Consider the following 23,221-nt stretch of genomic DNA (forward strand, 5'->3'; position numbering starts at 1 on the left):
TAATGAATATAACTACGAATTTAGTGACTTCAGTGTCGACGCTAAAGAAAACGTTAAATTTAATGTAAAAATTACCTATAAAAAAGATTTAAATGATGTGGCACAACGTGAATTTACAATTCCGTCTGAAATGTTTTTACCTCAAACAACACGCAACGAAGAATTGGCAAATAATTATAAAAAACTTAGTGACCAAGTTGCGGTATGGATGGATGAACATTTAAAAAACCCTAAATATTTAACAAAAATTACAAATCCTTTAAAAAATGTTAAACAAATCCAAGATCAAAGGGCATTACCAAATAAACAACAACCGCCTATTGAAACTATAATTTTAGATGCTCATAAAAAACTTTATGAAGCATTTGAAACTGCAAAACTAAATAAAGCTAAATTCGATCTTAATGATAAGGAAGTTGAATTACATGATTTTGATGTAAATAATTTAGCTAACAATGTTTTAGCACATAAAATTATTAACGACGCACTAGATAACTATTCTCTAAAAAATATCAAGGACAAAGATCAAAAAAATATTGATGTTTATAATGAATATATCAAAAACCTTGATAAAGCTTTGGAATTAGCAAAAACTATTAATACAGCAAAAAACAATTACGATTTTGAATATCTTAATCGTTATGATGAAAGTCATTTTGGTCAGGATGAAAAATCCAAAAATGAATATAACAATAAAGCAAAAGAAATAGTCAATAAATTAAATAACAAATTAAATTCAAATCCTTCAAATGATGAAATAATTAATGCTTACATCAGCGCTCAAAACGAATTAGTTAAATTAAAAAATATTTTCAAAGATAATCGTACAAGAGTCATAAACGATTATGAATCTGCTCTTAAAGTACTGAATAATTCAAAAGATTTAATGAATAATATTGACAAATATGCAAAATTACAAAACGACACCGTGAATGTTGTAATTCAAAGCAACAAAAGCGTTGATAAAGAAAATAATTACAACGCAACCACATTAGAAAATATCATTGCAAAAACTAATGAATTAAATGAATTTAACTCTTCATTGAGTGGAAAGAAACAAGAACTAGATCAAGCGTTTGAAAACTATTCACAAGCCTTAACAACCGCAAACGAATTAAAACAAAAACCTAAATATGCCGATGTTAAAGCTGAAGTTGAAAAATGAATTAATGATGTAACTAAACAAATTCAAGAACATGTTACAAATAAAACTAATGATGTTGAAACATACAATAATGCAGAAAAAGCACTTGAGGCTGTTTTGGTTCAAACTGCTAAAGCAAGATTTAATGTTATAAAATCAAACGCAAATAAAGTTGTAAATAACAGAATTAACAGCTTTGAACAAATAAATAACTCATTAGATGATTTAATTCAAGAACTAGATACCAAGGTTATTACTTCACAAGACCCTAAAGTAATTGATTCTTTCTGTGAACAATTGCAAAAAGCTAGTGATGTAGCATCCAAACAAGAGGAATTTGCTCAAAAATACAATGATATTATTAAACCTGCTGCCCAATACAACAATATCAAAAATGCAACCATTCAAGCAATGAAATCTCTTAAAGATGATGCATTAAGTTCAACTGGTATAGATCAAATCCAAAAAGATATTGATGCTTTAGCAACAAATCAATATGTCGATAAAATTAATAAAGCTATTGAAAAACACAATGCTGTTAATGAAAAGATTGAAGAATTAAATTCAGCAAAAGAAAATGAGTTAAATTCATACATTGAAGCCAAAAAAATTATTGAAGATGCTGTATCTAAATTTAATAATGATACTATTGTTTCAGATACAATATCTTCTGAAGTTTCAGATAAAAATGCATTAAATACCAATAATTATGACAATGTTATCGAAAAGCTAAACACTGCTTTAACAGACGCAAACAAAGTTAAAGAAGCTAATAAAAAATACAATGATGAACTAAAAGGCCAATTGACTGAATCAGATTTTACTGGATATCCAGATGCTAAAAATAAATATGACAAAGCTGTTAAAACTGCTAAAGATAAATTAGCCCAAGCATTAGCCCAAGCCAAATTAAATCCCGAAGAAATTATTAAGGCTTATAATACTGCTCAACAAGCTCTCGTAAACGCCAAAGCTGGTGTCGAAAAAAATAAAGCAATTGAAGATTATAATAACCAAGTTTCAAAATTGAATGCATTAAAAGGCGAATTATCTACAACAAACAATGCTAAAAAACAACATGATAATTTAACCAATAACATTGATAAAGCAATTGAAAAATCAAAATTACAATTAAACTATGCTTCTAATTTTGAAAATACAGACATTAAACAAATCACTGATGAAATTGCTAAAATAAAACAATTCACCAAAAACACCGAAGCTAAAAAATTAACTGTTGATGAAGCGGTAACTAATTATGATTCAACATTAGCTCAAATTAATAATTTAATTTCAAAAGATATTGATGCTGAAAAAGACGCTATTGCCCAAAAAGCTAAATTAGCAGTCAAAACTAGATTAAATGAAGAAATTAAAAAGACACAAGACATAATTGATGCTGTTAATCAAAATAATTTCACAACACCTGAACAAAAAGATGCTTATCAAGGAGCTTATGAAACAGCAAAATCAAAATTAATCGAGGCTTTACAAACTGCTCAGACAGAAATAGAACATATTGACCAAGTTAAACAACGTCTTGATGACTATGATCATGTGTCAACAAATGTAATTAAGAAAACCATTGCCGAATGAATAGATCCTAAATACAATGAAATTAAGGATAAATTAAATGAAATCATAAATCCTGAAGATTCTAAATGGTTGCCTGTTGCTGATAAAAAATTAAGTGAAATAAAATTAGATGACGTACAGACATCTATTGACACAATTAAAAAAGCTTTTAACAAGGCAAAAGTTGAAAAAACTAAAACTGACTTCAATACTGAATATCAATCAATTTTAGATACCTTTAAAGACGATAAATATAAGGCATTAAAAGATGCTCTTACTGAAGAAATGAAAGCCATTTTCGATGAAGTAGAAAGCATAACTTCAAAAGAAGATATAAAATTAGCTGACGGAGATTCTAAAGTTAGACGTATTGGAGAATTAAAAGCTAAATTAGTTGCATTCAAAGACAAAGCAATCGCCGCCAAAAATGCTTTTGATGCTTTAGAAAATAAAGTAGCAGATTTAAACAAAGCAAAAACTGAGCAATTTGCCCAAAATAAAAAAGCAAGCGATTGAATCAATAAAGCAATTAATGATAATCAAGTTTCAACCGTTACTCAAAACATCTTAGATCCTCAATCTTACAGCGATAAAGTAAATAATTTAGATACAGCCAAATCTCAAGCTGGCGAAATTAATCGAGCTAAATCAGATTATGATCAAGAAAAACAAAATCAACCTTCTATTGATAATTCATTAGGCGAAACAAAACATTGATACACATCTGAAGTAAATAAAGTAGATGAAGCTTTAACCGCAAAACTTGCCTCACTAAATGTTAATGTCCCTGAATACGTTCAAAAAGTTAAACAAGCTTACACTGATGCTAAAGACCAGATTGCTGCTCTTAAAAAACAAATTGCCGTAAAAGCTGCCCAACAAAAACACCGCGATGCCATTAAAGCATTGAACGATAAATTAACACAACTTGATGTTGATAACAAACCAGAACTAAAAGGTTTGAAAAAACAAATAGAAGACTTAATTAAGAGTTCAGAAACAGTCGTAAAAGCAAAAGAAACTACTCCATATCAAGGTGTATCATCAAATACATTAGATCAAGAAACCAAAAAATTAAACGATTTCAAAGATAGTATTAACCAAACAGTTAAAGATATTGAAAAAGCAAAATCTGACTATCAAGCTGTTTTAAAATTAGTTGCTGAAAAAGCTACAAATCCTTTATATAGCGACCAAAAAGACGAATTAGATAACGCAAAATCAACTGCACAAAATCTAATTACTAAGGCTCAAAACGATTCAACTATTGATGAAAACACTTACCAACAACAAGCTAAATTATTAGCTGATAAATTAGTTGATCAAGCAAATGATAGATTTACCAAACTTACTGAAAAAGCAAATGAATTAATCAAAAATAATAATCTTGAAAATGGCAATTTATACCAAGATTTAAACAATAATTTAAGTCAAAAGATTAGTGAATTAGACAAACAATTGCCTGACAAGGATGATACAGCAAACAAACTAGCCGATAAAGTTGAAAAAGCAGAAGCTTTATACAATGAGTTAAATAAAGCTATTGACTTAGCAAAAGTTGAAAAAGCAAAAGTTGATTACGAATCAAGCAAAAAGAACTTAACTGATACATATAACAACCTTGATTTTTATCAAAACACTAAAAAATGATTAGACTCTGAAATCGAAAGAATCAATAATGCCCTAACTCAAAAATTAGGCGCATTACAAAAAGATTCGCCTACTTTTGCTCAAGATTCAATTGCTGCTTATGAACAAGCTCAAAAAGAACTTGAACAAGTTAAAAAACAAATTAACGACAAAAAAGCTCAAGAAACTAACAAAGCTCAACAAGAATATCAAGCATCATTAGCCACATTAGAGCAAAACATAGCTAACAGCACCGATCCAAGTAGAGAATATATCAAAACTAAATTAGAGAGCGATAAAACAAGTGCGAACAATTTAGTAAAATCCAATCCAACTCCACAAGATTTCGCTAAGGCTAAGACAATAGTTGACAATGCAAACAAATTTGCGCAACAACAATTCCCAATCGCTAATAAAGACAAAGAAGCTGTTAACTATTACGACCAATTAAGTCAAAATGTACAATCATTCTTAAATGGGTTAGATGAGTCTTCACCTCAATATAACAAAATTAAAGAAACATTACAAAATGTTAAATCTGCTCAAGATGCTTTAGCTGGTAAAGAAGTTAAACCACATCCAAAAGAAGCTGTTGCTAACGCTGCCTTTGCACAATTGCAAGAATCATTAAACAAAGCCAAGGAAGATAAGTTTGCAATTGATAATTCGGTTGCTGAGTACAATAAACAAGTTGCTTTACTTGAAAAAATAGCTAGCGATCCAAAATACGCACAACAAAGTGATGCATTAAATTTGCAAAAACAAACTTCACAAGATGCTATCACACAAGCTCAAAACAATAAATCTATTACCGCTCAAAACTATATGGATCAAACCAAGGCTTTAAAAACTAAAATTCAGGAAGCGGCTGTCAATGTTTATAATTCAATTAATTCAGATGTTGATAATTTATTAACTGAACTTAATAAAAATAGTGAATTATACAAAGATGAAATTGCTGCTTTAAACGCCGCTAAGGATGCCAATAACAAAAACGGAACAAATAAAGTAAATGACTATGAAACTATTGTTGCTGCGCAAACAGCTTTACAACAAGCAATCGAAAACGCAAAAAGTTCTGCATTAGCAAAAGCAAAACAAGCCTATGAAAATTCAAAAACTCAGGCAGAAAAAGAGGCTAATGATACAACCGATCCTGCCCTAGCACAATTGAAATCAGATTACGAAAATAAATTAAACAAAATCAAAAACCAATTAATTAAAGATTTAGATAATCCAAAAAATGCCTCAACACAAAAACAAAGCGAACTTTATGAAGCTGCGCAAAAAGCATTAGATGTAGCTAAGACTGAATTCATTGAAGCTAAAAATCAAGCGAAAGCAAACAAAAACAATGAATATATTAAATTAGCTAAAGAAGTTCAAACTTACTTAAATAAAACATTAACAAATGGTTATAGTGACATTAATAAAACTTTAAGTGCAGTTAAAATTGAAACAGATAAAACATCCGGAACAGGCAAAAACCCAAGTTTAAGTCAAGCTCAAAGTGATATCAACAAATTGAACGAAGCTTATGCATTAGCCAAATCACAACAAGCCACTCGTGAACAAAAACTTAGTGATAAATCAAGTAAAGATAATTTAATTGCTACAACTAAATCTCAAATTCCGGCTGACGCTAAATATGAACCAATTAAAAATTCGCTGGATGACGCTAAACAACATGCCCAAAATACTTTAAACGCTGTATTAAACAGTGAACAATCGACCACTCCCCAAATCAACGACTCTTATGATGCATACTCAACTACATTGGTAAATGCAATTAATAAATCAAGTAAAGCTAAAGAATTTAAAGATAGATATGATGAATTAATGGCGATGCTTACCGAAACAAAATATGCATCGATAAAAAATGCAGCTAATACATTAGAACAAATAAAGGCGGCCGCAGATGGTTTTGGCAATATCAACAATACTGATACCAATGTTTTTGAAGGTGCTATTAATAAAATTAATGAAATTAAAAATCCGGTTGCACAAGCCAAAACTTCATTAGACACGTTAGAATCAAAAATAAATTCTTTACGCACATTACGCAATAAACATGGTAATGCCGACATTAGAAAATTACATCGTTTATTGATTGATAAGTTAAACAATAACTATAAGACTTCGATATTCGATTTAATAATTAATCCTCTTGAACCTAATCAATATGTGAAAGCTATTAATGAAGTCGATACTATGACAAAGAATAATAATGATGCTAATGATGTTATTGGTTCCTTTAATAATAAAGAAACTGAATTAAAAAAATTATTTTCAGATGAACCAGATCAACAAATTAAAAATAAAGCACTGCAACTTTTAAATAACGACATCACTAAAGTAAAATCAAAAGTTGTTAACAATATCGATTCATTTAGCACTACATACCCAGCAAACAACCCCGCATATCAAGAGTTAAACGATAAGTCCGCAAAAATTGTTACCGAATATACTTTGGGAAAAAATAAGTTGGAAGCCCTCAAACAAAATAAAGAACAATATTTAGGTATTTTAAAATATATTAAGAAGTATGAGAATGTTAAAAACATTAATAATGGTAAACCTAAATATCAAAAAATATATAACAATCTTTTGAAAGAATTATCAAAAGCAAATGATCAAGTAAATTATAAAGAGGAAAAAATACCTGCCGAATTACCAAGTATTGCCGCACTTAACGCGGCAAATAGTACTATTAATGAAGCGGTTAAAATTTTCAAGAAAGAAAGAATTTCTATTTTATTAAATGATATCAAAGAATTTCTTTCTAAAGACGAAAATGCAGACAATAACAAGATTATAGAAAACAATCAATATTATGCAAAAATATCACAATTAATCACAGAACTAAATAAAGTTAATGATAAAGTTGATGACTCACTAAATATTTCTGAAATTGATAATATTGAAATTCAGATAAATAATTTAATCAAAAACATAGACGATAATATTGATATTTATAATAAATACTACATTAATGCTAAATCAATAATTGATAAATACAACAACGAAATAATAAATAAGGAAGAGATATTTAATAAGTTAATAATTGTTGATAAATCAGATAATGATAAAATAAAAAATTATAGATGAGGCAAGTCGCTTAAAGAGTTACAGTCAAAAGCGTTAGATGAGTCGTTTGAAATCAGAAAAGATCGTATCGAAGTTCGAAATATTATTGATGCATATAGTAAAAATTATAATAATTTGTTAAATAAATTTAAATCAAAATCAATTAATGATATTAAGAGTATAAATAATTTTTCTCCTATAGACTTTAGTAAGATTGATTTTAAATCTTATTTAGATGTTTACGGAAGTGTTGCACAAAAATGGTTGACATTGAATAAAATTGATAATAGCGATAGTGTATTTAATGGTTCAAAAAATTATGACGGATTAAAAGGGTATATATTTAATGTGGCAAATTCCAATATTAGTTCAAACATCAAATCAAAATTTATAGAAAAATATAATAAAATAAAATCTCAGTCTAACATCAAGTTTAATGACTATGCAGAATTGAGAAATGTATTTGCCAACGGGATTAAAAATTACGAAATTGAAATGTATAAACTTCGTGATGTTATGAGAGGTTATCTAGGTTATGACGACAATAATAAACCAGGTAAATTCATAGTTGAATTTAGAAAAATATACACTAAATCTTATCTAGGGGTTGCTTGGAAGGAGTGAGATTATTTCATGCGGTATTGATTTAGACTACTTCGCTCAGGAGTATATGCTTATGAAAATTTCGAAACTTTTAAAACTATAAATGTTTTTGATAACGACAAAAAATCGACATTGACATTTAACTCAATTTTTGAGTATCTAAAATTTATTCAAGATAGAACAGACGAAACCAAAAGCAATAGTATTCAGTCGATGGCAAAGAGATTATTTGATAAATTTCAATCATTTTATGCAGTTTATTTGGGTAGGACACTTTATTGAAATAATTATTTTGTTAGAGATTATGATCAATATTGATGGGATACTAGTTATTCATATATTCCTTATCAAGATAAACGCATAAATTTTTCAGAATATATTAAAAATTTAATGATGAAGTCAATTATAGATAGATTTAAGCAAGAGAAATGAAACGCTCAGGCGACTGAATTATCACAATTAATTAGCAAAATTAATATTAAAAACGTAGGTAACAAAACCAGTTCAAAAGCATTTGCAAATCATATTAAACCAATTGAAGATTCTATTAATAAATTTTTTGAAATTATTGATGTTAAGCATCGTCCAAAAGCAGAATATGACTATAAACAATTAGTTTTTTGAGATGGTCACAACCTAAATTCCGAAGGCGTAAAACCATTAAAAGATATTTGTTATTTTGTATGGGGATTAAGTGGTAATCAAAAACAAAATTCTGATTTCAGAAGTTGAGAGAATAACCATGATGATAAATCATCCTGAAGCTATTCAGAATATAAAGATTCCGACATTCAATAATTTATCAACAGTCATATCTCTATGTGACTGTTTTATTATATTTTTTATATATTTTATTTATAAAAAAAAGAATCATTATATAATTGCTTCATGAAAATAAAATTAATAAAAAAATTACCTCTTATTATTTATCCACTTATTTCAGTTCCTGTTTTGGTAGCAACCTCATGTAACGGTTCTTCAAAGCAGTCTGATAAAAAAATCACAATAAAGCCGACAACAAAAAACAAAATTTAATCAATGACAAAACATCATCAAAAATAAACACAGGAAAACTAAAACTTAATATCTATAAAAAGTTTGTTTCGCAAGTTTATGATTTTCTAGACAAAAACAATGATAAATTTGAAGAATATGAAATTGATTTGAGAGATATTAATGATTTGCTGAATAAATTGAAAAACAAAGTAAATAATAGCGATTTCACCGAGTTAGATGAGATAACAAAGCAAATTAATACTCAAAAATCAATTATTAATGAAAAAATTACTAGATTTGATAAAAATACAGTTGAGATTGAATTAATTAATAAATCCTATGATGAAAAATTTCGAAAATTAATGATAATGAATTGTTTCTATCAAAAAAATATATCGATTCTAAAAATATCCAAGTTTTTTTAGATATAAATAAAAAATATGGCGATCAAATTTACGAAATATACCAAAGAATTAAAATATTAAAACCTAATAATAATTCTTCTGAAATTATAGAAATTAAAACTAATTTAGAAAATGTATTCAAACTTTATGAAAACAAAATTCAAGAAAACAGACAATTGTTAAAACAAGAAAACAGCAAAATTTTAAGTTATTTTGAAGAAATAAATAAAAAGCAAGATAAATTTAAATTAACAAATGAAATTCTGCTAAGTATTTTACCGGACCCATCTGTTGTGGATGAAGAAAATAATTTCCACAAAGGAATAGAAACTAATATTTTATATATTCAAAATAATGAAAAAATTATTTTTTTACAAGAGTTTATCAAAAAAATAAATAATCTCGATTATTTGATTTCTACTTGAAAAAATAAAATAGAAAATATTAACGATCAAACTAAAAAAGCAATCGCTAATGCATATTTAGACGGTTTAAATGAAGAATATGAAAATCTTAAAAAAATACAATTAATAATGTGATTAAAAAAGAATATATCGCAAACGAAAACCAAATATATACAGCAAATTTATTAGAATCCATCAATAGAATAGATAAATTTATTAAAGAAAATATGTAATTTATTATTATATTTTAATATAGAGAAATACTAGACCTCTGAAATATTGGTCTAGTATTTTTAACACACATTATTTTTTGTAAATTTTTTTATGTTTAAAAACCAATTTAGGTAATTATTATTTATTTTCGATAATTAATTTAATAAATTGTACTAATTACAAAAAACAACACTAATCAAATAGATGAGCGTTGTTTTATAAATTTATTCAATGAATTTTAATACTATTAAACCTTTTTCAATAACCTTTTCAAGAGGTTCGATTATGTCTTCTCATTTTTTATTTTTTTTGTATTCGTCTAAAGGAATTGATAATTTGTTAATTTCAGCTTCTAATTCTAGTTTTGCAATTAGCATATTATTATCCTTATCGTTCCCCATTTTTATTTTTTCGGATAATTTTTTTATAAAATTTTTTGCGGTTTCATAAATAGAGTCTGGTCTGAATTCGCGTCTACGTTGGAATCATCCATGACGTGACATTCAGTTTGCTGAATCGGCATGAATATTAGCACGTGATAGTTGTGCGATTGCTCTTAATATTTCAATTCTGTTAGATTTGCTATTTTTTAGGCTGTTTTGAGCATACTTTAATGCATTATCCAGCATAAAACAAATTCCATCAAATCTATAATTATCATTAGGATTTTTGTAGATTTTCGTATAAATGATTCTATTTTTTCTAGCTAACATTATTTCATCTTTTAACCTATCTAAGTCAGTTTTAATTTTATGTTCGCATGCATTAATTAGTAAATTAGCCTCATCATTAGCTTTATATAATTCCTTGAATGCGTCTATATATTCTGTTTGGTTTGAAGAGTTTGTTTTTTCGACTTTATCTATCGTTGCCGTTAAATTGTTATAAATATCAGTAAATTCTGGTATTTTACTTATATTTTTTTCTTTCAAACTATCTAGTTTGGCCTTGTTATTTTTTATAATTTCTATAATTTTATCGGGTTTAAAATAGCTTCCCTTACTATTATTATAATATTCGGTAAGGTTTATAGCATCTTTCAGTGCATTGTTTGCTTCGTTTATTTCTTCTATGCTTGAATTATTATTGTCTAAAATTTCCTCAGCAGTTTTAATAGTTTTATTAAGATATTCTATACATTCTATGATGTCAAATCCATTATAGGGGTCTCTAGCATAACTGTTAAAAGTTGGATTAGATGTAAGTAATCATTTATCAGCTTGCGTTTTATTATCTTTAAGTTGTTTTATTGCTGGGACTTTTTCTTCATTAAGTGATTGTAAAATATTTTTGGCTTTTTCTTCTAAAAGACTTAGAAGCTCAATATTTTTCTTTGTATTTTCGTAAATCAAATTATCGGATTTATTTAAATTTTGGTTAGCTGCTTCTAGAGCTGTTTTTAATTCATTCAGTATCTCAATTACGTCTTTTCTTTCTGCTTGTTTGCCGCGTACATTTAGTAATTTAGATTCAATACTTCTGACATCAGCTATTTTTTGTTCTAGCTTTTGTTTTTCAAGTTTGATTTTATCAATAATTTGACGTAAAACTTCCTTGTATTTTGAATTTATATTTTTCAGATCAATAATACATTTTTTTAATACATCAATAAGAGAATTCTGGTTGTTGTGTATATTTTGAGAGGAAGTGATTTCCTTATTTAAGGTTTCTATTCCTTCTTTAACATCTCTTTCTAAAGCTAGTTCGCCTTTTATCTTTTCAAGTTGTATTTTTATATCTTTTGACTCATTAATAGTGGTTAATAATATTTTTCTAATTTCTTCTATGTTAGAGTTAATAAAGTCAAAAATATTATTAATTTCTTGAATTATGTCCTTTAAAGACTGAATAGCTTTTTCAATTTTTTCTAATAATGAATTATCATCTTTCAATGTATTGTCCGAATTTTCCAAGACCATATTTAATTTGTTTTTAGTATCGGTAATATCAAGACCAAAAAGTTCATTAGATGTTACTTTTTCCAGTTTAACTTTTGATTCCTTTGTTTTGTCTATTAGACTTTTCAATTCAACTTTATATTTATTTTTTTCATCTTCAACTGACTTTATAGCGGCTTCACCTTCTAAAATAGAATCTTTTATTTTTTGAATTAGTTGTTTTATAAAGATAAAACTATAAAGTTCAATTGCTGATATAGATTTTGATTTTTCTATAATATTAATTAGCTCTGTTTTGGCTTTTACAACTTCCTGATTATTCGCTTGTTTGCCAATAATTTTTAATAATTTTAATTTGATTTCATCGGCTGTTAATGTAGTGTTTCTCATCTCAGTTTTCAAGGTATTAAGTTTTTCCAATAATGAATCCAAAACAACTTGAGCCAGTTGTTTTGATTTTTTGATTTTTTCAATACAATCTTTAATTTCTGTCATTGTAGAGTTATGTCTGTTAATGACTTTTTGACCTTCATCAATTAAAATTTTTAAATCATTTTTTGTTTTTAAGGCATTTTGCATATCTGTATCGCCATCTATTATTTTTGATATTTTTTCTTCAATAAGTTTAGACTCAACAATTAAATCACGCAAAATAACTTTTTGATTGTATTCTTCAGTATTTAAGGCCGAAATGATTTTGTTTGCATTATCTATTGCATTACTCAAAACAATAATTGTTTCGTTAATTTTGTCTAATTTAGCACCAATATCATCACGAACCAATTCTGCAGCATTTATACTTTGTTTCATTTCTGATTTTACATTTTGAATAGGTTGTGTGTTAATGAATAGTTTAATATCGAATTGATCTAGTTTGAATTGCGTTGTTTTGGCTAAATCGATTAATTTTATTAATTCTTCTTTACTGTTAATTGATTCGACATCAAAATTGTTTAAATCTTTTTGCGTTTTAATTATTTTTTGTTCTAATTTTTTTATTAGTTTTCTAAGATTGTCTAGTTCTGAATTAGGATTATTTTTAATATTTTTTGCATCCTCTAAAAGATTGTCTAGTTCTCTTAAATAATTTTCTATTTGTGTATTATTGTTTTGAACATTTTTCATTTTTTTAAGAATATCATTTTTAACAGTAACTAAATTGTCAATCAAATTACCTATTTCTGTAATTAAAGGTCTATTTTCCGTAATTTTAAATGCGTTTATATCGATTGAAACTATTCCTGTATAGTTGTCTTGATTATTTATTTTGTCTGTGATATTTACACTAACTAAAACTTCGTTGTTCTTTACAACACTACTCAAAAACCTAACGCTGTATGAACTGGCGTTGATTAAGTTATTTAATATCGGCTTTATTTTTTTATTATTTAAACCTAAACTAAATTCTTCAGGTGTTACCGTTTTATCACCGGAAATAGATAATTTTGAATTTTGGAAATCAGTTTGAGATGTCCTGAATTTATTCAAAACTAACTTAGATGTTGTTTGTCGTTTATTTTTTATTAAATCAACGCTAATATAAACCTCTGATGTCACATCACCTTGTTCGTTTTTTCATGTTTTAGAACCGGTAATAAAGATATTTTGAACTGATTTAGATTTAACGAAACCGTTATTTTGAATATCACTAAGTTTTAATTCATAGCATTTAATATCGCTAAAATCAGTTCTATTTAATATAAAATCAGAATAGTTTGATTGAATTGATAAACCCGTTGCAGTTAATGTTGATATAACCCCCCCCCTAATAGTATATTGATAGTTTTTTCTTTTAGATACATATAATTTCTCCTTAAATAAGTTATAGTATTTTAATTATTATACAATATATAAAAAATATTGGAACCTTGGACTACTATTAAATTCTGAAGGTGTTAAATTTTATTTATATTTTGATTTGGTTCAAAATGATTTGAAGATATTTTTGGTTTTAACCTTTTTAAAAAAATACATAATCAATTAACTCATTTTAACTTTGGTATATAATGTTCTCATTATGAATATTAAAGCGGTTCAAAAGTTATTTTCTTCACTATTAATTGTATCTACACCATTAGCTTTTGCTGTCTCGTGTCGCCATTCAACAAATATCTCAACAAAGAAAACTGAAAATATAGCCGAAGATAAAAATAATGGTGGCGATGGTAGTAAATCCGAAAATAAAGACAATAAATTAGACACATTGGATACATCTGAAAACGTGCGTAATAACATACCTAGTTCAGATACCAAAATGGATAAAAATAACGTGAAAATGGATTTAACTAATAATGATAATTCTAAATTATCTACCGCAAAAAAATTTATATCTGATATAAAAAGATATTTAAGTGATAATAATGAAAAACTTAGAAAATATGAAATAGATACGACCGATATTTTTAAAGAAATAGATAATTTAAGTCAGATTTTAAACTCAATCATTATTGTTCCTGATCAATTTGAATTTTATAAAACGAAAATTAATGAATTAAAGTTTGAAATTGAAGAAGGATTAAAAATAAGCGAATCGAATTTACAAAAAATCGATGAAATTAGCAAATATTATGAATTAAAAAAGAATGAAACAATTAAGTTAAATTCTATGATAGATAATTTTAAATGGATTAGCAATGATAAAAATCTTAATTTAATACTAAAACAAGTTTCTGAAATCTTTGTTAATTTTGAAATAGGTTTTATAGAAAAAGGCCGAGAAGCTATTCAATCTCTAAAACCGTTTCATACCGATAAAAAAATCATGTTGGTTAAAATGAATTTGCAAAATTTATATTCAGATTTTAATGAAAAACTATTTAAGGTGTTGAATGAAAAAACTAATAAATTGATCAATTCAAATAATAGTTTGCTTAAAAATTTAAAACAAAAATATGCTGAATCAAGTTATAAATTATCAAATGAATTATTGTCTTCATATATCATTACTAAAAAAGAGCATACCGATATAATTTATTTAATCGAAACTGCAAAATTAAGTAGTTTTTCAATTAAAGAAATTACCTTATTAAATAAATTTCTCGATTCGGCCAACAACATTAAAAATTTATTTGAAAACGTGAAAAGCAAAATTGAAAACGATAATCATTTTAAAGGTGAGGAAAAAACCAGAATAATAGATGACATCAACAAAAATATCAAAAAATTAGATGATAATACTACGGATAATACAATTAACATAAATTATTTATCAGATATAAAAAATGTAACTGATTTAATTTCCAACTCCGAGCTATTAAAAAGTTTATTATTAGATAGCCGCCCAATATCAGATTAAAAGGTTTGTTTTGTATTTTCTATTCACACACAAATATTATTAAATGTAAACATTAACAACAATATTGTTATTTTCAATTTTATAAAAGTAAAGTAATATCTACTAAGTGTCGTATTTCAAAATTCTCAATTGTGGTTAAATTTGATTGCAATACATTTTAATTGTAGTGACAATAATTGTTTAGATTAGTGTTTTTCTATATGAATTGTTTATATAGAAATAAAATGAATTAAAGACATAAGTTAACTATCACAATCAATTACTTATTGTTATCAAATTAAATTACAACCACAACTTGAAGGTGTCATTTTTTATGAATAATATAATTTAATTTAGATTGTGAGATTAAAAAAACAACTTGACTAATTTTGTTAAGACAAATTCATACAGAAAATTTTGGAATACAATGCAATATTTATGATTATTAACAGAATATAGTCTGATGTTATTTTTTATAAATGTAGTTAAAACTCACGTTAATTCACTGTTTTAAGACATATTATTATTTTCATCTTGAATATTTAAAAAGCTGAGTACTTGCATAATTAAATAATTTAGCTGTACTCGGCTTTTATTTACTAATTTCGTAATCATGTAATTAAAAAACTTATGTAGTGTTATTTCTTAATTTTTTTATAATAAAGTAAACGGGAACCCCAATAATAATTAATATTAAACATGATAAGAATGTATATAAGATTATTTTGTTTGAGTCGGCTGGAAAGTTTTTAACTACATCTTTATTATTGTTTTTCGTAATATTAGAAGTATTTTGCTTTGCCTTGTTATCAATTATAGGATTTGTTCGATCTTTATAATCATTGTTGTTTTGCTTATTTGAATCATCACTACCCTGATTTGCATTATTAGGAATATTGTTTGACTCAGTTGATTTACTATTTTGCTTATTTGAATCATCACTACTCTGATTTGCATTATTAGGAATATTGTTTGACTCAGTTGATTTACTATTTTGCTTATTTGAATCATCACTACTCTGATTTGCATTATTAGGAATATTGTTTGACTCAGTTGATTCACTATTTTGCTTATTTGAATCATCACTACTCTGATTTGCATTATTAGGAATATTGTTTGACTCAGTTGATTCACTATTTTGCTTATTTGAATCTGGCAGAATATTTAATGGGTTTTCTGAATTTTTTAAATCATCAATTTTATTAACTTTGATTGATGCAAAGGTATTACGATATAATGCAGAGTCGCTCGCTGTGTATCTCAATTCAATATTATTTATTCCTTTTTTTAGACGTGCGGGATTTAATACTTCTCAACCTGGTCCATAATTTAAATCACCACTGTTAATATAATTATCGTCTACATCTATTGTAAAGTTAGAATTATGGTAATAAGTTCGATTGTTGATTTTTGGATACAATCCAACATTAATTGTGAAGTATTTTTCATTTATTCCGGTGTAATTGTTTATCCCCTTGAATTTTATTAATCCATATCCCACTTTTGAGGAATCTTTATAGAATTTACCATTTTTGTCAAAATTCTCTGAATAGCTTAGTGTGTAATCTTGATTTTCAGTTAAAACTGTACCATTAAGATATAATGTTGGTTTTGGGCGAAGATATTCACCGTATCTATATAAATTTTCCTTATCAATTTTTATATTTGCGTTTATTATGTCATTATTTTCATTTTTTTGTTCATTATTTTGTTTATATTCATCTTTTGTAAAAGCTTTTATTCTGGCAACGCCATTAAATTCCATTTGACTGCTTACTCATTTATTGTTGCGTATAACATAACTTAAATCCAAATCTGAATACTCTTCATCAGAAAATTTTAATTTAGCATCATGTTTGTCATTGTCAACAGAAACAACAATTGTAAATTTTTGATTAGGTTCTAATTTTATATTTTCATCTAGGAAGACGGTTCTCAATCCGCCCTCATCAAATTGCGCTGTTTTAGTTGTTTTTAAAACTGCGTTACTATCACTATAAGTAAGCGGGTTTATATCAGCATTTTCTGTGTTTGCATAGACTTTTACAGTTACTCGTGCGTTCTTTCCGTCAATTCCTACATTAATTGATTTTAAATATTCTTGTGTATTTAAGTTTGTTTTTTTTGACTTGAAAGATACTGCTGCTGTTTTTTCGTTTGCATTGTAAATATTTCTTAAGAAACCATCGTAATAATAGTTATGACTATATTTATTTTTGCCTGCATAATTGAAGGTGAAGGTGTTTGCAATATTTGTTTCATATGATACATACATGTATCCTTTTTCTAAAGTGTTGGGTCCTCAACTATTTTTTACAATTCAACCACCATTTCTTTTTGTACCGTCACCGAACTTTTCACTAGGTATATTATCATCTCACCCAACTATTGTGGCAGCATGTGCATATTTTTTAAGTGTTAATGGTGCGGTTTTTTCATTGTAGTATGTGATTGCGTCGGTTGTTGAAAAACTAAAACCGACCGCACCGTTTTGTACAACGTGCTTTTTAATTGATTCAATGTTTTTGTGATCAATTTCAATGAAGTCTTCTGCCAAATATGGAACTTCAAGATCATAACTTTTAAAATCACTCGTTTCGTTTATCAAGTTGTTTCACTGTAATACTGAGTAGCCTGCATCATAGGTATATCCCACGCTGTTTCATGTATCATCATTATATACATCCGAAGCTGAATTTCTCAATACATCCGCTTCTTTAGATCTGTTTTTAGTTTTGTACGCTATTGATAATTCAGATAAATCTATCGAATCAGCAATTTTATATAATCCATTTTTTACAATGTTTGCTTCGGATACTCCGATTATTGAGAATGCTCAACATATATCCGAAACTTGCCGTCTTACTGGAGACAGTATATAATTCTCTCTTTGGTCATATTTGCTTTGTTTTCAAGGTTCAACATTATTGCGCTCGGAATTTGTCGTTGCTGATATTGCGACTGCAGGCAGAGTAATAGGCAAAAGATGTAGTAAAGATTTTATTTTCATGATTCCTCTCATATATATAATAAATTTAAATTAAATTAATTTTAAATAATTAATTATCAGTATAATGCATAAATTATAGTTATATTTTATATTTAATATTATAAATTTATATTTTATTTCATAAATATGATATGAAAAGTGCTTTACTGCCGGTGATTTACCTCAAAATTAATTGGTTGTGTTATAATGTTGCGTTATAATTGTTATACTTTTCATGAGTATAAACGCTAGGAGAAAAAATGAAACGAAAATTCTTATCGTTATTGGTGACATCTACTGCTCTTACCTCTATTGCCACAATTTTATCAATTATTAATTTCGTAAGCGTTAATAACCTAAATTTCATTGATAAGAATATAGCGATAAACGATATAAGAACTAGTAAAAATAAATTTGAAATGGTTGATAATTATAAAAAATGATCAATTCTTAATAAAGTAAATAAAATTTCTAAAATATCTGATGCAAAAAATAGTATAAATACTTTTAAAAACTTAACGGATGAAGAAAAATCGGATTTCATCAATAGATTAGAACCGATTTTAATTAACAAACAAAGCGAAATTGATGATGTTATTAATTTGGCTCTTTCATTAAATAATTCCAAAAAAATACAAAAAAATAATAGCAACTTAATAGATTATGATATTAATCAATTTAATTTCATTGATAATGCTTCAAAGAAATTATTTAAGGATAAGCTGTTAAAAACAGACGATAATGATAAACGAAATAACCTTTTAAATTCCATTCAAAATGAAAACAACAATAATAAAAAAAATAAAATAGATTGTGCTGTTAATGAAATTAAACAACTTATCTCATTAACAAATGAAGATATTGCTGAAATTGAGAGTAAATTAATTCCTGGATTAATCAATTCACAAGATCAAATAAATAAAGTTGTTAGTGAAGCCCGTTTTTTAAACACAAAACGTGAAACTATTCACGATTTGGAAAAATCAGTTTCAGTAGCGGATGGAACCAATTTTAAAGAAAATACGATAAAATCAATTTTAGAAAACAAAAGTTTAGATAAAAAACAAATAGATAAATTAACTGATAATTACTATTTAGAGCAAATCAATAAATTAATCGATTTGGGTGAGCGTGAAACAAAGCCAAGACAAGAGATAAAAGAGGCGTTGCAGGTTGCGAAAGACAAACTTAAAAATGAAGGGGGCGAAAACATACGGGATATATATGAACAATTAGTCGATTCTACAATCAAATTTACAAGCGAACCAAATAAACTTGAAGGAGTAAACATTTTTCATATTAGTCCGCCAGCCACTCTTTATTCATTGCATAAATTAACTCCATTTCTTTTTAATGAATTCACAGATTTTGGAAATCAATGAGAAGAACCTGTTAAAAAATATTTGATGCATGTAAAGAATGATTACGATAAAAAATTTAAAAAATTTATCAAAATCGCAGCCGACCCTCGTCTTGTTTCGTTAGAAGATCAAAAATTTTATGGTTCTTATTTCTACTCAATCTTAAACAAAGAAACAATTTCGTCAATATTCAATAAAAATTGAAACTTGAATAATCCTTCAAAAGAACAAATAGAAAAATTAATTAGTGTTGTGCTTGAGGAAACTAAAAAGTCTGAAAAGACCCCTGATTTTGATTATATTAATTCAATAAATAGGATTTTGATTGATTATTCAAAAGTATATAACTCATATGCCAAAGATTATTTTTGTTGAGATTACCGCGAAGATCCAATCACCTATTATGAAAATATTGAACGTAATAATTTAATTAATGCTTATGATTATGAAAAAGTAATTCATAATTATAAATTCAGATATAACCCTTATTTAAAAGCGATTGTTTCTAAAGAAGAAATTGACAAAATAAATAATATAATAGATTTTTCAGTTGAAATTTTAACCAAAAATATTCCTCAAATCTATACTGATGCAATTTATATTATTTTAGATGGAATATTAGTCCCATCTAATAAAGATTCCTATTTGCAAAAATTAAAAGACAAAAATTTCTCAATTTTAGGTGTGGAAGATACCGTAAATCACATACAAACTAAAATAGAATCTAACACTCACGATTTAGAAACTATTTCAAATATTTACCTAAAAATTAAGAAAACGTATCCACTAAAAAACAATTCATTTCAAAAATTAGTTAATTATATTTTTACTAATGGTAACTTGCACGATTTTAGTTTTTTATCGTTTATGGTTGAATATGATCCAAGTTTTCGTTATGCGCTTATAAGCGAAGCGCCTACTCACCTTTATAATATGATTGATACCTTGCCTATTTCGGATAGGTTCAAAATTTCAAAAGAAAGTTTAAAACAAATCTTTATTGAGTTTCATCAGCTATTAGATGCTATTGCGATGCAAGTTTTAACACCTGAACAAGCTATAAATAAATTACAACAAAATGCGATATATGATTTTATTTGAAAATTTCAAATGTTCGTTAATAACTTACCGAGATCTGAATATATGATTGATAAAGAAAGAAATATAAATGATTCTTTATTAGAACTTAAATCTACAATTGAAAAATCAAAAGAGATAAAAAATGTTGGTGGAGTATATTTTGATGCTGAAAAACTAAATAAATTAGCGAATAAACATTTCAATGATGATGATTCGCAAAATAAGTTAACATTACAAATCATTAATTTATTTTTAGTAAACGATTTATTGTATAACAAGTATCCATCCCGTTTTTATTACAGATTTTTTGGACTTGGTGAGAGAGCTATTAAAACCATTGTTGATATTGATATTTCTCGTTTAAATAGTTTATATCCCTTAATAACGGAAAACATTGAATTATTTAAAAATTATAGTAGTAGCGAAAAAATAACTCAAAACGAAATTTTAAAAAATATTTCATTTGCTGATGTTAATAATATTTATACATTTTTAGGGAAAATAACATCAGCGAATAAAGTTGAACGTCAAAAAAATATTAAGGAATTACTAAGAGATATTGACGATATAATTAATAAAGTTTCCGCCATTCCTGATTTAAATGAGTTAAAAATACAATTAGAAGAAAATAAATCTATTATCCAAGAAATTGTTAAAAAAATTGATAACGAGACTGATTTATCTTTTAATTACAAAGTTAGATTAGATGCATTAAAGCCGATTTCCGACGCTGATTTTTATGATGAATTATCCAAAAAAGGGAAAGAATATATAAGATTAATGGTGGCCATTGCTCCATTTAAAAATAATAGTTATAACATAAAAGAATTTATTAGATTATTTACTGACAATGAAAACAATTCTGATAATGTAATTCTCAACTCTCTATTTGGCGATAAAAAGCATGGTTTTATACAAAAATATGGTGAATCGGATACATTGTATTCTTCTTCTCATCATTATTTTAACGATTATGTATCTGCCGAGTGAAAAAGTGAATGAGATTCAAAAAAACATCTACTAGACCAATTCAAAGATGATATACATATAAATTATAACGACAATAACAATTATGCTAATAGTATTTCCTTATCAGAATCAAACAAGAATAAATTTACTATCTTAAATAGTATGGTAAGCAATATATTTGATTCATTGAAAAGTAAATTATTTAATGCTTTCATTACTCACTATAAAGTGAATGAATCAAAAGAAAAATTCAATCTTAATAAATTATCATATTTTAACAACTATTCCAACTATACTAATGAATCAATCAAAAATGTTAAACACAGATATGATAAAGTTTATGAATATCTGTCTGATATTATTTACAATGGATTATTACAAGTTGATGGGAATGTTTTGAAAAAAATAGGTGATGAATTCGGATGAAACATTTACAATAATCAATTATTTTTGTTTGTGACGATGAATATTGCACAAAATTACGATAAAATTAAAGTTGTTTTAGACAAAATCAATAATTTTGTTAATTCAATTACAATCAAAATGACCGATGCGGAAATGGACGATGCATTAAATACGTTTATTTCGCAAAACGATGATTTTTTTAAAAAACAAATTAATTCTTTAGATAAATTGCAATTTAATCATAATTAGATATTATTTTTTCTTTTACCATGAGGTAAAAGTTTTTTATTATTTACTGTAATTTTATTTTGATAAAAAAACATTGTTTTTGGTAGATTACAAGATATATATGTTTAAGTAAAATAGGAATATTGTTATTTTGCTGAGAATTAAAAGAATTTGATTTTGAAGCAAACAGTTTAATAAAACTTTTTACATTAAATTAGATGGAGATAAAATAAGGTACTAAATTTAATATTAATATGTCTTTTATTAACTGATGTGATTTACATGATTTTTAAATGATTATTAACCATAAATAAATCAAAATTAATAATTTTTTATTCGTGTACAAAAAAACAAAAAAAATTTTGATTGTTTTTGAAATGATGTATATTTATATCAGCAAGTTAAATCAATCATAAAAATAACTAAAAAAATTAAAATTTATTTTATATCTTTTAAAAAATATGTTATTATAATGAAGCATTTTTAAATTGCAATTGTTCTTTGAAAACTAGATATATAAACATGACGAAGTCAATTTTTTCGAGAGTTTGATCCTGGCTCAGGATGAACGCTGGCTGTGTGCCTAATACATGCATGTCGAGCGAAGTACTTTTGTACTTAGCGGCGAATGGGTGAGTAACACGTACTCAACGTACCCTTCAGATTGGGATAGCGGTTGGAAACAACCGATAATACCAAATACTTGTAGTTATCGCATGATGATTACATAAAAGGCGCGTTTGCGCCACTGGAGGAGCGGGGTGCGTAACATTAGCTTGTTGGTGAGGTAACGGCCCACCAAGGCGATGATGTTTAGCGGGGTTGAGAGACTGAACCGCCACACTGGGACTGAGATACGGCCCAGACTCCTACGGGAGGCAGCAGTAGGGAATATTCCACAATGGACGAAAGTCTGATGGAGCGACACAGCGTGCAGGATGAAGGCCCCATGGGTTGTAAAC

7 protein-coding genes and 1 rRNA gene are annotated in these 23,221 nt (G+C 26.7%); 6 read left to right on the forward strand and 2 right to left on the reverse strand.

Features of this window, described 5'->3' with window-relative positions; genetic code table 4:
- The first annotated feature begins 97 nt into the window (after nucleotides 1-97).
- From KQ878_RS03485 to KQ878_RS03495, 3 genes are all read left to right on the forward strand, one after another.
- A complete protein-coding gene (locus KQ878_RS03485) occupies nucleotides 98-8,836 on the forward strand; it encodes a hypothetical protein (protein WP_216567954.1) in 8,739 nt (2,912 codons plus the stop codon).
- Nucleotides 8,837-8,926: 90 nt separating this feature from the next.
- Nucleotides 8,927-9,073 carry a hypothetical protein gene (locus tag KQ878_RS03490; protein ID WP_216505725.1) on the forward strand — a complete coding sequence of 49 codons (147 nt, stop codon included), beginning with the start codon at nucleotides 8,927-8,929 and terminating at the stop codon, nucleotides 9,071-9,073.
- Between the two features lie 334 nt (nucleotides 9,074-9,407).
- Nucleotides 9,408-10,031, forward strand: a complete 624-nt coding sequence (locus tag KQ878_RS03495; protein ID WP_216505726.1) for a hypothetical protein — start codon at nucleotides 9,408-9,410, stop codon at nucleotides 10,029-10,031.
- A gap of 248 nt (nucleotides 10,032-10,279) precedes the next feature.
- Here KQ878_RS03495 and KQ878_RS03500 read toward each other — a convergent pair whose 3' ends face one another.
- Nucleotides 10,280-13,441: a coiled-coil domain-containing protein gene (locus KQ878_RS03500; RefSeq protein ID WP_216567955.1), complete on the reverse strand. Its 3,162-nt coding sequence runs from the start codon at nucleotides 13,439-13,441 to the stop codon at nucleotides 10,280-10,282.
- Nucleotides 13,442-13,970: 529 nt separating this feature from the next.
- Here KQ878_RS03500 and KQ878_RS03505 point away from each other — a divergent pair.
- A complete protein-coding gene (locus KQ878_RS03505) occupies nucleotides 13,971-15,248 on the forward strand; it encodes a hypothetical protein (RefSeq protein WP_216567956.1) in 1,278 nt (425 codons plus the stop codon).
- A gap of 607 nt (nucleotides 15,249-15,855) precedes the next feature.
- On the opposite strand, the gene KQ878_RS03510 is transcribed toward KQ878_RS03505, so the two are convergent.
- Complete coding sequence (locus tag KQ878_RS03510; RefSeq protein ID WP_216567957.1) at nucleotides 15,856-18,237, reverse strand: C1 family peptidase; 2,382 nt, start codon at nucleotides 18,235-18,237, stop codon at nucleotides 15,856-15,858.
- A gap of 239 nt (nucleotides 18,238-18,476) precedes the next feature.
- On the opposite strand from KQ878_RS03510, the gene KQ878_RS03515 reads away from it, so the two are divergent.
- Both KQ878_RS03515 and KQ878_RS03520 read left to right on the forward strand, forming a co-directional pair.
- The gene (locus KQ878_RS03515) at nucleotides 18,477-22,280 is read left to right on the forward strand and encodes a hypothetical protein (protein WP_216567958.1); all 3,804 of its coding nucleotides are present in this window, start codon (nucleotides 18,477-18,479) and stop codon (nucleotides 22,278-22,280) included.
- A gap of 515 nt (nucleotides 22,281-22,795) precedes the next feature.
- A 16S ribosomal RNA gene (locus KQ878_RS03520) occupies nucleotides 22,796-23,221 on the forward strand; the annotation flags it as partial.

This window comes from Mycoplasma zalophidermidis, assembly GCF_018913985.1.
In the GTDB taxonomy this organism is placed as follows: domain Bacteria; phylum Bacillota_I; class Bacilli_A; order Mycoplasmatales; family Metamycoplasmataceae; genus Mycoplasmopsis; species Mycoplasmopsis zalophidermidis.